This window comes from Pseudomonas japonica (assembly GCF_013522925.1).
Classification (GTDB): Bacteria; Pseudomonadota; Gammaproteobacteria; order Pseudomonadales; family Pseudomonadaceae; genus Aquipseudomonas; species Aquipseudomonas japonica_A.
Map to the genome: position 1 here is coordinate 12,394 of NZ_JAAMQU010000009.1, position 15,353 is coordinate 27,746.

Sequence of the window (15,353 nt, forward strand, 5' to 3'; positions counted from 1 at the left end):
GCATACATGCAATGACCGATACACGCCACCTCCCCTCCCTTGAACGCCGCCGGGTGCTGTTTGGCCTGGGCGCTGCGGGCGCCGCGCTCGCTGGCAGCGGCCTGGGCTGCCCGATGATGGCGCAAGCCAACGAAGGCAAGGTGACCGAGGCGCCGAAAAGCGAACGCACCGAAGACCGCCACCCCTATGAAGGCGTGCACCAGGCCGGGATCGTTACGCCACGCCCTGCCGCGGGCATGGTTGTGGCATTCGACGTGCTTGCCAACGACCGCGCAGACCTTGAGCGCCTGTTCCGTACGCTGGACGAGCGCATTCGGTTCCTCACCCGTGGCGGCCCCGTGGACAATCTGGACCCGAAACTGCCGCCGGCCGATTCCGGGATTCTTGGCCCAGTGGTAAGCCCGGACAACCTCACCATCACGGTGTCCGTGGGCGCTTCGCTGTTCGATGACCGCTACGGGCTAGAGGCGCTCAAACCAAAACGGTTGAGCCGAATGGTGGGCTTTCCCAACGACGCGCTGGAGGAGGATCGCTGCCACGGCGACCTCAGCCTGCAGTTCTGCTCCAACACGCCCGATACCAACATTCATGCCTTGCGGGACGTTATCAAAGCATTGCCAGACCTGCTGTTCGTGCGCTGGAAGCAGGAGGGTTCGGTACCACCCCAGGCGCCGACCAAGCCGGGGGAGCCTGCACAGAACGCGCGTAACTTCCTGGGCTTTCGCGATGGCAGCGCCAACCCGGACTCCACCGATACCCAAGCCATGGATCGCCTGGTGTGGGTACAGCCGGGCGATGACGAGCCTGCCTGGGCTGCCCAAGGCAGCTACCAGGTGGTGCGCGTCATCCGCAACTTCGTGGAGCGCTGGGACCGCACCCCGTTGCAGGAGCAAGAGAGTATCTTCGGCCGCCGCAAGGCCAGCGGCGCGCCCATGCAAGGCGGCGATGAGTTTGCCCTCCCCGACTACAGCACGGACCCGGAAGGCAAGCTCACTCGCCTTGACGCGCATATACGCCTGGCCAACCCACGCACGCCCGGCAGCGAGGCGAACCTGATTCTGCGCCGGCCGTTCAACTATTCCAATGGCGTGAACAAGAACGGCCAGCTCGACATGGGCCTGCTGTTCATCTGCTATCAGGCCGACCTGGAGCAAGGCTTCATCACGGTTCAACGCCGGCTCAACGGCGAGCCGCTGGAGGAATACCTCAAACCCACCGGTGGGGGGTATTTCTTCACCTTGCCGGGGGTGCGCAACGCCGAGGACTTCATCGGCCGCGCGCTGCTCGCTTCGCCTCACAACAACACCACTACTTGACCCTGGGATGCACCACATGAAACGAACCTTGCTCGCGTCCATGATTGCCATGACCGCCCTCGCCGCCCCGGCTTTTGCCGCCACGCCGGCAGGCCTGGACCTGGTGCAGCCGATTTCCGACTACAAGATCTACGTCACCGAAGAAGTGGGCAAGCTGGTCAGTGAAACCCAGACGTTCACCGATGCGGTCAAGGCGGGCGACCTGGCGACGGCGAAAAAGCTCTACGCACCTACGCGCGTGCACTATGAAGCGATCGAACCCATCGCCGAACTGTTCAGCGACCTGGATGCCTCCATCGACTCACGCGTGGACGACCACGAGCAAGGCGTGACGGCGGATGATTTCACCGGCTTCCACCGTATCGAATACGGCCTGTTCGACCAAAACACCACCAAAGGCTACGAAGGCTTCGCCGATCAGCTGGTCAAGGATGTAAAAGACCTTCAGGCCCGCATCGACGGCTTGACCTTCCCGCCGGAAAAAGTAGTGGGTGGCGCCGCGGCGCTGCTTGAAGAAGTGGCCGCCACCAAGGTGACCGGCGAAGAAGATCGCTACAGCCATACCGACCTGTATGACTTCCAGGGCAACGTGGACGGCGCCAAGAAGATCGTTGACCTGTTCCGCCCGCAAATCGAGAAGCAGGACAAGGCGTTCGTTGCCAAGGTGGACAAGAACTTCGCCACAGTGGAAACCATCCTGGCCAAGTACAAGACCAAGGACGGTGGCTTTGAAACCTACGACAAGGTAAAGGAACGTGACCGCAAGGCCATGATCGGCCCGGTAAACACCTTGGCTGAAGACCTTTCCACCCTGCGCGGCAAGCTCGGCCTGAATTAAACCGACACCGCCCGGGGGTGATCGTACCCCCGGGCATCATCTGTGCTGTATGCCCCGCCAACAGCTTCACTGATAACACGCCTGCTAGTCTTGTCCCGGCTACCCTGCGCAATTAGATTGCCCAGCCAAGAGCCATTTATTCAAGGGACCCGCATGGCGCTCACTGATCAGACCATCAGCTTGCGTGAAGGCGAAGCACTCGACGGCGCCACTGTCGATGCCCTTCTCAAGGCGCACCTGCCCAGCCTCAACGGCGCACCCACGATCCGCCAGTTTCCTGGTGGGGCGTCCAACCTTACTTACCTGCTTGCCTACCCGGACCGGGAGCTGGTGCTAAGGCGCCCGCCGTTCGGTCACAAAGCCCGCAGCGCCCACGACATGGCGCGCGAATACCGCATCCTGGATAAGCTCAGCCGTAGTTTCAGCTATTGCCCCAGGCCAGTACTGCTATGCACCGACGAAAGCGTGATCGGCGCGCAGTTTTACGTGATGGAGCGGTTGCGCGGGGTCATCCTGCGTAAAGACCTGCCACCGGAATTGGGCCTGGATGCCGACACTACCACTGCCCTGTGCAAGAGCTTCGTCGACCGCCTGGTAGAGTTGCATCAGGTGGACTACAAAGCCTGTGGCCTGGAAGACCTCGGCCGCCCCGAAGGCTATGTGCAGCGGCAGGTCGAAGGCTGGTGCGAGCGTTACACCAATGCGCTAACACCGGATGCCCCGGTGTGGACGCCAGTGATGGACTGGCTACGTGACAAGCGCCCCGCCGACAGTGGCCGGGCCAGCCTGATCCACAACGACTACCGCTTCGACAACGTGATTCTCGACCCTGCCAACCCCATGCGCATCACGGGCGTACTGGACTGGGAGCTCGCCACCCTGGGCGACCCGCTGATGGACCTGGGCAATTGCCTGGCGTACTGGGTGCAAGCCGACGATCCACACGCGGTGCAACTCACTCGTCGCCAGCCCAGCAACGCCCCCGGCATGCTTACCCGCTCGGAAATGGTCGCGTACTACGCGCAGCGCTCGGGCCTCACCGTGGGCAACTTCGACTTCTACTACGTCCAGGGGCTGTTCCGCCTGGCGGGGATCGTCCAGCAAATCTATTACCGTTATTTCCATGGGCAGACCCGCGATCCGCGGTTCGCTCAATTCGTCGCCATGAACGCCTTGCTTGAGCAGATGAGCCTGCAGGTGATCGGCCGTTCTACCCTTTGAGAGGAGGTTGCATGCCCACCGATCTATTTGATCTTGGCGGCAAAGTCGCTTTTGTTTCTGGTGCCAGCCGCGGCATTGGGGAAGCCATTGCACGGCTGCTGGCGGCCCAAGGCGCCCACGTGATCGTTTCCAGCCGCAAGCTCGAGGGCTGCCAGGCGGTGGCCGACGCGATCGTCGCGCAGGGTGGCCAGGCCACGGCGTTGGCGTGCCATATCGGCGAGCCTGAGCAGATTCAGCAGGCTTTCGAGACCATCCGCTCGCGCTTCGGCCGGCTGGACGTGCTGGTCAACAATGCCGCCACCAACCCACAGTTCTGCCATGTGCTGGACACCGACATCGCGGCGTTCCAGAAAACCGTGGACGTGAACATTCGCGGCTACTTCTTCATGTCGGTGGAAGCGGGCAAGCTGATGCGTACCCATGGCGGCGGCAGCATCATCAACGTAGCGTCGATCAATGGGGTATCGCCTGGTGCGTTCCAGGGGGTGTACTCGATCACCAAGGCCGCAGTGATCAACATGACCAAGGTGTTCGCCAAGGAATGCGCAGCGCTGGGCATTCGTTGCAACGCGCTGCTGCCAGGGCTCACTGACACCAAATTCGCCTCCGCGCTGGTGAGCAACGAGAAGATTCTGGCCCAGGCGCTTACCCACATTCCGCTGGGGCGCGTGGCAGCACCCACGGAAATGGCCGGGGCGGTGCTGTACCTGGCAAGCGCCGCCTCCAGCTACACCACGGGCACAGCGCTCAATGTGGATGGCGGGTATCTGGCCTGAGCAGCCGCGGGTGCTACTCACGGCTGCGGCATAGCTGGCAGCTGTGAAACTTTCTTAGACATTCCCGGGCTCCGCGCCCGGTCCCACGACGATTCAAGCTAGAATGCGCACCCCGTTCCGACGCAGTAGCGCGCCATGCCTTTCGATCTCAGCGTTGCCCCCACCACCCTGGCCATCCTCGCCGGGGTGGCGTTCCTTGCCGGTTTCATCGATGCCATCGCTGGCGGTGGTGGCTTGCTCACCACGCCTGCCCTGCTTACTGCCGGCCTGCCCCCGCACCTGGTGCTCGGCACCAACAAGCTCAGCTCCACGTTCGGTTCAGGCATCGCCAGCTTCACCTATTACCGCCGTAAGTTGTTCCAGCCCCGGCAATGGGTGCACGCGCTGGTATGCACCGGGATAGGCTCACTGCTTGGCGCTGGCGTGGCTCACTACCTGCCGGCCGAGTGGCTGAATAAAATGCTGCCGGTGATCGTGTTCGCCTGTGGCCTCTATCTCTTGTTCGGCGGCACGCCCAAGGCGCCGCTGGACAGCAACGCACCGGTGCGCAAGAAATGGCAAGCGCCGCAGGGGCTCGGGCTCGGGTTCTACGATGGCGTGGCGGGGCCCGGCACCGGTGCGTTCTGGACGGTGAGCAGCCTGTTGCTCTATCCGATCGACCTGGTGAAAGCCAGCGGTGTGGCGCGCAGCATGAACTTCGTCAGCAATGCCGCCGCGCTGGCGGTGTTCATCGCTTCGGGGCAGGTGGACTGGATCATCGGCCTTACCATGGGCACCAGCCTGATGGTGGGTGCGTTCCTGGGCGCCCGCACCGCCATCAACGGCGGCGCGGCCTTCATTCGCCCGGTGTTCATTACCGTGGTGCTGGCGCTGACCGTACGGCTAGCCTGGCAGCACTGGTTCGGGCAAGCCTGACCGGCGCGCAACGTACAGGTCGATCAGATAGCGCGCGATGGAGCGCGACGCCGGCAATGGTGGCAGCGCGTCGATGCGGAACCAGCGGGCGTCCTCGATCTCATCCAGCTGAGGAATGATCTCCCCGCTGGCGTACTCGGCATGGAAGCCCAGCATCATCGAGTGGGGGAATGGCCAACACTGGCTGCCCATGTACTGGATGTTACGCACCTCCAGGCTTACCTCTTCCCGCACTTCGCGGATCACGCATTCCTCGGCGCTTTCGCCCGGCTCGGCGAAACCGGCCAGGGTGCTGTACACGCCGGTGACGAACCGCGGCGACCTTGCCAACAGTATCTCGTCGCCTCGGGTGATCAGCACGATCATGCTGGGCGAAATGCGCGGGTAGGCGCGCAGCTCGCAGCGGTCGCAGTACATGGCCCGCTCGCCGGCCACCTGCACCATGGGCTTGCCACAGCTGCCGCAGAAGCGGTGCTCGCGTGCCCAGGTGCCGATCTGCGCGGCATAGGCCAGCATGCGGTAATGCTCGAAGTCGGTTTGCAGCATGAACTGCCGCAGCCCCTGCCATTGGCAATTGCTCACCGCTACAGGGCCTTCGAACTCCAGCAAGTACACCGGCTGATCGTCCAGGTAACCTATGCCGTGCTCGAACAGTATCGGCAGGCCCAGGCCTTTGAGCCAGTCACGGGCGAACAACACACCCTTGCTGTCGAACATGAAGCCCTCGGGGCTTCGGGCCACGGCCCAGCCCCCGGTGGGTTCGGTATCCAGTACTGCGGTAGTCCAGCGATGCGCCATGGTCAAAAATCCTGGTAATGCCGTGCGGTCAATCCTCGAAGCGCGCGGCCTGTTTGCTCAGGCTCGCAGCCAATGCCACCCTGAGGTCGCTTCCCTGTAGCATGGCCGCGTTCCAGGTGGCCACGTATTCAAGCCCATCCTCCACCGAATGGTCGCGCATGTAGCTCAGCATGCGCTTGGTGCCTGTCACCGCCAGCGGGGACTTCTCCGCGATCTGCTGCGCAACAGCGAACACGCCCTCTTCCAACGCCTGCGCCGTGGCAAATACCTGATTCACCAGGCCCAGCCGCAACGCTTCTTCAGCGCGGACCTCGCGCCCGGTGTACGCCAGCTCGCGCAGCATGCCGTCGCCGATGATGCGCGGCAGGCGTTGCAAGGTGCCCACATCCGCCGCCATCCCCATGTCCACTTCCTTGATCGAGAAGCGGACATCCTCACTGCAGTAACGCATGTCGCACGTGGCGATCAGGTCTACCGCCCCGCCAATGCAGTAGCCCTGGATGGCGGCAAGTACCGGCTTGCTGCAGCGCTCTACTGCGGTCAAGGCGGCCTGTAGCGCGAGGATCTTGCGCCGTAGCAAGCGTGCGTTGCGGCCCACATCCGGGCCCAGCTCGGCAGCGACCTGGGCCAGCATCGCCAGGTCGATACCAGCGCTGAAATGTTCGCCGGCGCCGCTGAGTACCACCGCGCGCACGTCATCGGAGGCATCGAGGGTATCGAATATCTGTTCGATCTCCACCCAGAACGCAGCGTTCATCGCGTTACGCTTTTCCGCCCGGTTGATCACCACATGGGCAACCGCCCCTCGTCGCTCTACACGAAACGCGCTGTACTCGGTCATCGCCAGGTCCTTGTTGTTATGGAGCGCGGACTATAGCAATCGCTACCGGCCGGGTCACCGGAGCACGCGCGGCAGAATGAACCGTTCGATCGCGCTGGCCACCCCGTCCTGCTCGTTACTATCAGTGACTACATCCGCCGCCTCGCGTACGTCGGCACTGGCCTGACCCATCGCAATCGCCAGGCCCGCTACCTCGAACATCGCCACGTCGTTATGCCCATCGCCCAACACCGCGGTTTCCTCCAACGGCACGCCCAGGTGCCGCGCAAGGCGGGCCAACGCTTTGCCTTTGTCTGCTTCCAGTGCGGTGATGTCCAGGTAGTAAAGCTGGGAGCGGGCGGCATGCGCCTGGCCACCGAGCACTGGCTGAATTGCCGCTTCGAGCTGTTCCAGCAGCGCGTGGTTCGCGGTGGTGGCGACGATCTTGTCCACCCGGTCCAGGTAGGGCTCAAAATCGGCCACTTGAACAGCGTCATAGCCCAAGGCATGCCGTTCCGTTTCCAGATGCGCCGCGTCCCGGTTTTTCAGCAGCCAGTCGCCGTCTGCGAACAGCCATACATCCACTGAGTACTCTGCAAAGAAGGCCAACGCCGCCCGCACCGCCTGGGGCGCGATGGTGTGCGCTTCCAGCAAGCGGCCGTCCGGGTAGACCAGGTTGCCCCCGTTGAAGCCGGCGATCGGTGCGGTCACACCCAGCAAGCGGGCCTGTTCGAGCATCGCCCGCGGTGGGCGGCTGCTGGCCAGGGTAAAAGTCGCGCCGGCCGCCTGGAGTTTGCGTACGGCTTCCACCACTGCTGGCGTGAGGCTGTGATCGCGGCGCAGCAAGGTGCCGTCCATGTCGCTGAGGACCAGCCTGATCGGCGCGCTCATCCGAGGGAATGCCAGGTACGGCCTTCACGGGCCAGCAATTGATCCGCGGCCGCCGGGCCATCGCTGCCGGCAGGGTACTCGCTCAAACCGCCCTGCTCGCGCCAGGCGTCCAGAAACGGCTGCACGGCCCGCCACCCGTTCTCGATGTTGTCCGCACGCTGGAACAACGTCTGGTCGCCAATGAAGCAGTCGTATAGCAACGTTTCGTAGCCGGTCGAGGGTTGCATCTGGAAGAAGTCCTTGTAGGCGAAGCCCAGCTTCACGTTGTCGATTATCAGGGCCGGGCCTGGGCGCTTGGCCTGCAGGTCGAACCACATGCCTTCGTCAGGCTGGATCTGCATATGCAGGAAGTTGGGCTTGATGTAGTCCACGTTGGTATCGCGGAACTGCGCATAAGGCGCCGGCTTGAAGCAGATGGCGATCTCGGTGTCCCGCACGCTCAGCCGCTTGCCGGTACGCAGGTAGAAGGGCACACCCATCCAGCGCCAGTTATCGATCATCACCTTGAGGGCCACGTAGGTTTCGGTGCGGCTGTCGGGCGCTACCCGGTCCTCTTCACGGTAACCCTTCATGCCCTTGTCCCCGGCCGCATACTGCGCACGCACGGAATTGGCTAGCGCTTCCTCGGTCGTCCAGGGCCGGATGGCACCGATCACCTTGGCCTTTTCGCCGCGCACGGCGTCCGCCCCGAACGCAGCCGGGGGTTCCATCGCAACCATGGCGAGCAACTGGAACAGGTGGTTGGGGACCATGTCCCGTAGCGCACCAATGCTGTCATAGAACCCACCGCGGGTTTCCACCCCCACGGCTTCGGCCGCAGTGATCTGTACGTGATCGATGTAATGGTTGTTCCAGAAGGCCTCGAAGATACCGTTGGAGAAGCGGTTGACCATGATGTTCTGCACGGTCTCCTTCCCCAGGTAATGGTCGATTCGGTAGATCTGGGACTCGCTCATCACGTCCAGCAGCTGGGTATTGAGCGCCTGGGCGGTTTCAAGGTCGGAGCCGAACGGTTTCTCCACCACCACACGCCGGTAGGCATTGGGCTGTTCATAGAGCAGGCCGGCACGCGCCAGGCGCTGTGAAACTTCGGTGAAAAACCGCGGCGACGTCGCCAGGTAAAACACCGCATTGCCCGTGGCGGTGGCCTGAAGGGTGCGACCCAGGGTCTGGTAGGTTTCGTCGTTGGTGAAGTCCCCGGTCACGTAACTGATGCGCTTGGCCAAGGGCTCCCACACAGCAGGATCGATGATGGTGTCTTCGGCTTGCTCAGGGTGGCGGGCACGGGCCTGATCGATGATGAAAGACTTGAGACGTTCGGCGAACTCGGTATCGCTGACTTCGTTGTGGTCAACGCCCACGATATGCAGGTGGGGGTCCAGCAGCCCATCACGGGCCAGGTTGTACACCGCCGGCATCAGCAGGCGTTTTACCAGGTCGCCATGGGCGCCAAAGAGAAACAGGGTAGCCGAGGGTGCCGGCTCGGCCGTGGTTTTGCCTCGCTTCATACAGCTGTCTCCAGCGCTGATGGGCATACGCTGCACGGCCAGTGGCGCGAGCAACGGCAAGTCACCCGGGCTGTGGCGCGCCGCCAGAGCCCGGGTGTTGGAACTACTTCTTCACTTCGATGTGACCACCGAAGCCAAAACGCATGGCCGACAGCATCTTGTCGCCATAGGTGGCTTCCTGGCGGGAGCGGAAGCGCGCGAACAACGAACTGGCCAGCACCGGGACCGGAACGGCCTGTTCCACGGCTGCGTCGATGGTCCAACGGCCTTCGCCGCTGTCGGACACCGAGCCCGAGTAACCGGCAAGTTCAGGGTCCGACACCAACGCGTCAGCGGTGAGGTCCAGCAACCAGGAGGACACCACACTGCCCCGGCGCCATACCTCGGCGATGTCGGCCAGGTTCAGGTCGTAGCGCTGGTCTTCCGGCAGCTGGGTCGAATTCTTGGTCTTGAGAATGTCGAAGCCTTCGGCGAAGGCCTGCATCATGCCGTACTCGATGCCGTTGTGAATCATCTTCACAAAGTGGCCAGCGCCAGCAGGGCCTGCGTGGATGTACCCCTTCTCGGCACGAATGTGGTCGGCCTCGCGGCCCTTGGTACGCGGGATTTCACCCACGCCCGGCGCGAGCGTTTCGAACAGCGGTTCGAGGCGTTCGAAAACAGCCGTCTCGGCGCCGATCATCATGCAGTAGCCGCGGTCCAGCCCCCACACGCCACCCGAGGTGCCGACGTCCACGTAGTGCAGTTGTTTCTCCAGCAAGGCCTTGGCGCGGCGGGCGTCGTCCTTGTAGAAGGTGTTGCCACCGTCGATGATCACGTCGTCCGGCTCGAGCAGGCCGGCCAGTTCATTGATGGTGTCTTCGGTCGGCGCGCCGGCGGGCAGCATTACCCATACCGCGCGAGGCCGCTCGAGGTTGGCGACGAGGTCTTCCAGGCTGTGCGCCCCCTTGGCGCCTTCCGGCTCGAGCGCTTGCACGGCTTGCGCGTTGCGGTCGTATACCACCGTGTGATGGCCGTTACGCATGAGGCGTCGTGAAATATTCCCACCCATGCGACCCAGTCCCACGATTCCCAATTGCATGCCGGTAACTCCAGAAAATGTAAGAAAAGCCGTAACAGCTTATAGCAGCCCGCCGCTGAAGGTTAGTCCGAAGCGCCTGCGGAAGGTTTCAGCCCTCTGCGTAAAAGTTCCCGACAAGCGGTAAACCGTCTCAAACCCGCGCGCGACGTGGCTTTGGCGTCATTTACCTGCCGGAAGCCGCGACAACGTTGAAATAAAAAGTTCCCAAGCGGCCCTAAAGAAATCAGAATCGGAGCCGATCAAGGACATAACCCGGCGGGGAACACCCCACGAGGTCAGCCCTTAACGTAGTGATCCGCCATCGAGGTGTGCAATGGGTAACGTAGTCGTAGCCAAACAACCCCAAACGCTGTACGTCACAATCCGTCGTGACGAGTTGCACGACCTCAAGGCCGAGCGCGACCAGCTCAAGCGTAAAGTCGCCCAGTTGAGCGCCATGCTCTCCCAGGCTACCCACGGCGCTCTCGACTTCGTGCCCACCGCGCGTATCGCCTGATGCCGCGAAGCCGGCACGGCATCTACTGCCGTGCCGGACGCTCGCCAGTCAGGGGCGGTTCAGAAACAACTCCCTTGCCGCTACAGGATCGATTCGGCTTCGATAGATCTTAAGCACGTCTGCATCCGAGGCCGCTTGCGCCAGCTGGGCTTGTAGCCCGGTAAAACGCTGGCTCACCGTTTTCAAATGCGCCCGCCACATATTGGCTATCCGCTGCATCAAGGCTGGCATAGTGGAAATGCGCATACCACAGCACAGTGCCGTTCGGCTCCCGTATGGCGTATTCCTGCACAAGGTCTTTCCGCTTGCCCTGCCCCTTGAGCGCAACCCGGCTACCTGATCGTTCCACCCGCGCTTCTCTTTCCTGCACCAGGTAGCGCACTCGTTCTGCCGTTGGCAGGGCCGCCTTGGTAAGCCGGATCCGCAAGGTCCGTCCCTGGCTGATCAACCGCGCCGCCATGTCACGAAGCGCCCGAGCCTTGCGTTCGGCACTACCCCAGGCTTCGACCGCCACATCGGTTTCATTGCGATGGGTGAGCCCGCCCTCGATCCTGTCGGCAAGATCCGCCAGGTTTCGAGCAGAGCCAGTCAATAGCTCTTCCAGTTCCAGCGGGATGCGGGTAACCCGGGCCAATCTTGGCGCCTGCTGCAGTTGTCGGGTGGCGCCTTCGAGCTGGCGATCAGCCTCCTCGGCGAGGCGCTCCAGGTCGTCATGCGGCCCTCGATTGGAGGGTGACGCTGCGGCAGGCGGCTGCTCGACCCAATCACCGTGGGCCGGGTCTTGTTCAAAGCGGGCAACCACCGTGTTATCCAGCGGGGACACCACCTCCGCGATTTCCTCGGCAGGCTTTTCAGGCTTGGCACGCACCCTGGCGACCACGGCGCCCCGCGTGCGGGTGCGGATCACCCTGCGCCCTCCATGGGCCGCCCCGGCAGAAGGGTGGGCCGGCGCCGGAGTGGGCGCGGTGGCCTCCCGAAGCAGGCGTCCAAGCCAGGCTTCAGCGTCTGCTTGCAGAGCCGCGAGCATCTCGGACAGCCTATCCAATGCTGAAGAAACATATTCGGGGCGCAGGGTCTGCCGCAGCCATTGCAGGGTGTCTTCCGCCGCCTGATAGGTATGGATCACCCCATCGAGAAGCTCCAGGGCAGCGCCGCGCGCAAGCGCGGTATCAAGCGTCATTTCCTTGTGGGTGTTCAGCCCCAGCGTCAGCGGCTTCATGGCCTCGTGAACACTTCGCCGAACGCTGTCATCCCCCACCATCGGTTCTTCCATCAGGCTCAATTCGGTGTATACGCTCAAAGCCCTGTATTCGATAAGCTGCCGAAACGTCGCCATCTTCGGTTCCAGTGCTGCCAGGGCGGCTCGACCGGCCACCGGTATTTCACCCAGCTTGCGCATCCGTTCATCCAGCCGCATGCGCCAGCGAACACCTGCATCGGCAACGTCCTGGTATTCATGAAGAAACGCAAACCAGGCCGTAACCTCGGCCGGCTGCATGACCTCATCCCCCTGGAACGCCGGCGCGCTCACTTGAGCTGCGTTCAGCTGGTCCATCAACAGGTCGCGGTTAAGGCTAAGGTAGTAAGCACACAGGTTGGCTTCGGCAGTGAGAGCGACAGTCAGTTCCTTGCCGCGCTCCGGCATGGCGACCTCGGCACTGATACCCTCATACTCTTCTCGCAGGCCGGCGCACGTATCCAGTGCCTGCGACACGCGGGCTGCTTCTTCGAGCCGGCGAGCGTGGGCGGCACCGGTGTTGCCGGCACTGATCGCAGCGCTGATGGCCTTATCACCCTCCACTCCCGCTGCACGCACCACGCGATAGGTCCGTTCAATTTCGCTGAGGCATTGCCTCGCGCGCTCACGCCTTTGTCGATTGAGTTCACGCTGCTGCTCGATCCTGCGCTTGGGGGCTCCGCCCCGTAGCCGGAGCCGCAGGTCCAGGCGCCAACGCCCCGCTTCGTCGCGACGCAGCCAAGGGCCATTTGCCTCCCCTGACACTGGGTCCAGCACAACGGCTTCGCCATTCCCGGGTGCCACCTCGAACAACGCGCCATCGATCCAGGCAAGCCAACGGCGATCATCCTGCAACAATCCTTTCAGCGGGCCGGCAGGCACCTGTGGCGGGAGGTCTGTGGGGCGAGGCGTGGCCAGCTGGTGCAGGCGCTGCCGCAGCGCCGCGTTCAATGCCATGGTCGCCGTACCCCAGCCTGCTTCAAGCACCACGCGTTCCGGCAAAGCAGTGGGGGACGCATGGCCAGTTACCATTTCAACATTGCCCGTCGAGGAAGGGGTTCCGAGGGTTCGGGTTGACGCTTCGCTGACGAGGGCCAGGGCAATATCAAACAGCAATTCATCCACACCGGAATCCGGCGGAGTGTCGACGGTGCCAACCCCATTGAAATGCTCATCCAGTGCATGCCCTATCTGTATCAGCCAGCCAGCCGTGGCGGCGGGGCCGCTGAGAAAAGGCGTGACTTGATTAAACATAAGCCAACCCACCTCTCGGGCGGAAATCCAGAAGCTTTCCTGGTTCGACACGGTCTGCCGGTCGGCGGCCAGCGTGAGTGCGTCCACTACCCCTTCATAAAACGCATCCAGCGGATTGCCTTGCACCGGCACCGGCGTCACCGTGGCGGGCGTGATAGTGGGCATCGGGGAAAATTCATCGCCCTGGCCAAAGCGCAGCCAGTGTGGGGCACGCAACCCGCCGTTGCGATAACGCGTCTGGGCCATTTCGCTCAGCCAGCTCAGAACCATTTGACGAAGTTGCGGTTCGTCCATGATGGCCTCCATGAGCTTTCCACGGCTTTGAAACTGCCTCAGCGGTTGCGAAGCCAGTGGAGCGTAAAGCACGACGGTATCGCTGGCTTCGGGCTGGTGCAGTAAAAACATCCCGGTAGCGATGTCCGGAGGGAGGCCGATAGCAGCTTCAAGCCCTAACCTGGCAACTTTTGGGCGAGGTAGTTCGTTGTCAGGCACGAAACTGCGACGCACCAACGCGACACCCTGCTCGTCGAAGCCACATTCCTGCTTGAGCCGAAGCTCCAGCGCCAGCAACGGCACTTGCGCCGCGACCATTGCCTTGAAGGTGTGCCGCCGCCGAGCCGCCTCCTCGCCAGTTGTCAGCGCCCCGTGCAGCAACTTCAGATAGGCGCCTCCCACATCCACGGCCTTGACCAGGGCTATCGCGCTATCGTCGTCCAGCCAGGCAGGAATTGTCTTACCCTCCCGAGGGCTGATCGCCATCCACCCCGCAGGGCGCCCGCCAGTGTTCAGCAAGCTGAGATCCACCAGGCTGATCTGCTGCTCACTCAAATGAATACTGCCGCCGCCCCCGGCAATGGAAAGGAGGTCATCGTCGGTGCGGGTGAAGATGCGCACCACCACGTCGTCCGGGTCGGCCAATGGCGCAAGGGGATGCTCTCTTGCAGCCTGCTCGATCAACCGCTGTCGGGCGTACTGCGCCGCCGTCGGAATGCCCGAGAGGAAGCCGTCATCGCCGGTGGTACGCCGGGCAGCGAGCAGCGCATCAAGGCCAAGGGCATAGCGTAGGCGGTCGCTCTTGCTGGCCTCGGTCAGCCAGCGCGGCAGTTGATGCTTCAGGGTATTGCGGCGGGCAAGCCGATGCCCGTTGTCGAGCGTCCACCCGGGAATGGTAGCCTCCATCGTTGCAGAGAACGTGTCTGCGTCGAGGCTGGATTCACGCAACGCTTCGGCTTTGTCGAGCGCACACGCCAGATAATCCTCCAGTATCACGACGGCCCAGGCGGAAAACGGGTCTCCCGCTACAATGGCTTCGCCTACCACTGGCAAGGGATCGCCGAAATAGCGAGTAGCCGCCGCCGCGTCAGGGAAACGCCGAAATCCGGTGTCCGCACTAAAGGCTATGCATGCCGATGCAGTGGCCGGGCCCGACACTAGCAGCGTCGGCGCCGATTCACCAACAGTACGCAGTAACCGTACCTGGCCCCGCTCCGGTTCGGCGGCTGGGGCTGCCGAAGGCGGCAGGCCGAGCGACACGCGAACCATGGCCCGCTCCGAAGCCGACAGCAGGCCCGCAGCTTCGCTATCGCCCATGGCCTGATTCACCCGTTCCTTCAGGTACGCAGCCATCCAGGCCCAAGGGCTTTCGCCGTTTTCGTCGGGAGCTTGCCAATATTCCATCCAACGTTCGCACCAGGCGTCCACAACGAAGGGGCTGACAAGATCGATTTCCTCGATGACCCTGTTCATGTCACCGGCTAACCGAGCGGGGTATTCACTGCCCCGCTCCAGGGTGAGAAAGGTTTCCTCGGCGGACAGCGGAAGAGGTGCGCCGGCGATGAAGCGGTCCAGAATGGCCGCCGCCAGCGGCTGAATCTGATAGCGCACGAACGCCAGCTGTCGCTGTTCCTGGCGCCACAGGCTGTGCCCGAGCGCCAGGGTATCGGGTAGCGTGTGGTTAGCGCCTTGTGCGGGCAAGGCCGCTGCGAGCGCGGGACCCAGCAGGTCCATTGCGGCATTTTCGAGGGTCGGCCCATCCGCCAGTCGGCGGGCTACCGGGCCGGGTAGCCAGTGAAGTGGAACGGAACGAGAGACGGCAGTATACGGATCGGGCATGGTGAGGCTCCTGATGGCAAAGGAGCACGGAGTGTCGCTGCGTTCCAGCAGGCGGGGGCGATACAGGAATACCGCCCCGGCCAGGCCCTT

At 63.0% G+C, this 15,353-nt stretch carries 12 protein-coding genes; 6 read left to right on the forward strand and 6 right to left on the reverse strand.

Annotation, left to right across the window (positions count from 1 at the left end; all coding sequences use genetic code 11):
* The first annotated feature begins 11 nt into the window (after positions 1-11).
* The 5 genes from efeB (at position 12) to G7016_RS15345 (ending at position 5,066) form a co-directional block, all read left to right on the forward strand.
* Positions 12-1,316, forward strand: coding sequence for an iron uptake transporter deferrochelatase/peroxidase subunit (efeB, locus tag G7016_RS15325; protein ID WP_181115801.1), 1,305 nt, complete (start codon positions 12-14; stop codon positions 1,314-1,316).
* Positions 1,317-1,332: 16 nt separating this feature from the next.
* The gene (gene efeO, locus G7016_RS15330) at positions 1,333-2,154 is read left to right on the forward strand and encodes an iron uptake system protein EfeO (protein WP_181122548.1); all 822 of its coding nucleotides are present in this window, start codon (positions 1,333-1,335) and stop codon (positions 2,152-2,154) included.
* Between the two features lie 153 nt (positions 2,155-2,307).
* A complete protein-coding gene (locus G7016_RS15335; protein ID WP_181115806.1) occupies positions 2,308-3,375 on the forward strand; it encodes a phosphotransferase family protein in 1,068 nt (355 codons plus the stop codon).
* Between the two features lie 11 nt (positions 3,376-3,386).
* Entirely contained in the window at positions 3,387-4,151 is a 765-nt protein-coding gene (locus G7016_RS15340) for an SDR family oxidoreductase (RefSeq protein WP_181115809.1), read from the forward strand.
* A gap of 135 nt (positions 4,152-4,286) precedes the next feature.
* Entirely contained in the window at positions 4,287-5,066 is a 780-nt protein-coding gene (locus G7016_RS15345; protein ID WP_181115818.1) for a TSUP family transporter, read from the forward strand.
* On the opposite strand, the gene nudC is transcribed toward G7016_RS15345, so the two are convergent.
* The 5 genes from nudC to gnd all read right to left on the reverse strand — a co-directional run bounded on the left by nudC (position 5,034) and on the right by gnd (position 10,164).
* Positions 5,034-5,864 (reverse strand): NAD(+) diphosphatase, encoded by an 831-nt coding sequence (nudC, locus tag G7016_RS15350; protein WP_181115821.1) that lies wholly within the window; start codon positions 5,862-5,864, stop codon positions 5,034-5,036. The genes G7016_RS15345 and nudC overlap by 33 nt on opposite strands.
* A 28-nt stretch (positions 5,865-5,892) precedes the next feature.
* Positions 5,893-6,705: a crotonase/enoyl-CoA hydratase family protein gene (locus G7016_RS15355; protein WP_181115823.1), complete on the reverse strand. Its 813-nt coding sequence runs from the start codon at positions 6,703-6,705 to the stop codon at positions 5,893-5,895.
* Between the two features lie 54 nt (positions 6,706-6,759).
* Positions 6,760-7,575 carry a Cof-type HAD-IIB family hydrolase gene (locus G7016_RS15360; RefSeq protein ID WP_181115825.1) on the reverse strand — a complete coding sequence of 272 codons (816 nt, stop codon included), beginning with the start codon at positions 7,573-7,575 and terminating at the stop codon, positions 6,760-6,762.
* A complete protein-coding gene (zwf, locus tag G7016_RS15365) occupies positions 7,572-9,083 on the reverse strand; it encodes a glucose-6-phosphate dehydrogenase (RefSeq protein WP_181115828.1) in 1,512 nt (503 codons plus the stop codon). The genes G7016_RS15360 and zwf overlap by 4 nt, the downstream gene beginning before the upstream one ends.
* 103 nt (positions 9,084-9,186) lie before the next feature.
* Positions 9,187-10,164 (reverse strand): phosphogluconate dehydrogenase (NAD(+)-dependent, decarboxylating), encoded by a 978-nt coding sequence (gene gnd, locus G7016_RS15370; RefSeq protein WP_181115837.1) that lies wholly within the window; start codon positions 10,162-10,164, stop codon positions 9,187-9,189.
* A gap of 313 nt (positions 10,165-10,477) precedes the next feature.
* Here gnd and G7016_RS15375 point away from each other — a divergent pair, with 313 nt between their 5' ends.
* Positions 10,478-10,660, forward strand: a complete 183-nt coding sequence (locus G7016_RS15375; protein WP_181115840.1) for a DUF6026 family protein — start codon at positions 10,478-10,480, stop codon at positions 10,658-10,660.
* 109 nt (positions 10,661-10,769) lie between these two features.
* Here the strand turns inward: G7016_RS15375 and G7016_RS15380 are convergent, their stop codons facing one another.
* Positions 10,770-15,263: a dermonecrotic toxin domain-containing protein gene (locus G7016_RS15380; protein ID WP_181115843.1), complete on the reverse strand. Its 4,494-nt coding sequence runs from the start codon at positions 15,261-15,263 to the stop codon at positions 10,770-10,772.
* Positions 15,264-15,353 lie beyond the last annotated feature (90 nt).

Coding starts and splice junctions, on each gene's coding strand:
- G7016_RS15355 (WP_181115823.1), bottom strand. CDS start 6,705: ATGACCGAGTACAGCGCGTTTCGTGTAGAGCGACGAGGGGCGGTTGCC.
- zwf (WP_181115828.1), bottom strand. CDS start 9,083: ATGAAGCGAGGCAAAACCACGGCCGAGCCGGCACCCTCGGCTACCCTG.
- efeO (WP_181122548.1), top strand. CDS start 1,333: ATGAAACGAACCTTGCTCGCGTCCATGATTGCCATGACCGCCCTCGCC.
- G7016_RS15375 (WP_181115840.1), top strand. CDS start 10,478: ATGGGTAACGTAGTCGTAGCCAAACAACCCCAAACGCTGTACGTCACA.
- nudC (WP_181115821.1), bottom strand. CDS start 5,864: ATGGCGCATCGCTGGACTACCGCAGTACTGGATACCGAACCCACCGGG.
- gnd (WP_181115837.1), bottom strand. CDS start 10,164: ATGCAATTGGGAATCGTGGGACTGGGTCGCATGGGTGGGAATATTTCA.
- efeB (WP_181115801.1), top strand. CDS start 12: ATGACCGATACACGCCACCTCCCCTCCCTTGAACGCCGCCGGGTGCTG.
- G7016_RS15335 (WP_181115806.1), top strand. CDS start 2,308: ATGGCGCTCACTGATCAGACCATCAGCTTGCGTGAAGGCGAAGCACTC.
- G7016_RS15380 (WP_181115843.1), bottom strand. CDS start 15,263: ATGCCCGATCCGTATACTGCCGTCTCTCGTTCCGTTCCACTTCACTGG.
- G7016_RS15340 (WP_181115809.1), top strand. CDS start 3,387: ATGCCCACCGATCTATTTGATCTTGGCGGCAAAGTCGCTTTTGTTTCT.
- G7016_RS15345 (WP_181115818.1), top strand. CDS start 4,287: ATGCCTTTCGATCTCAGCGTTGCCCCCACCACCCTGGCCATCCTCGCC.
- G7016_RS15360 (WP_181115825.1), bottom strand. CDS start 7,575: ATGAGCGCGCCGATCAGGCTGGTCCTCAGCGACATGGACGGCACCTTG.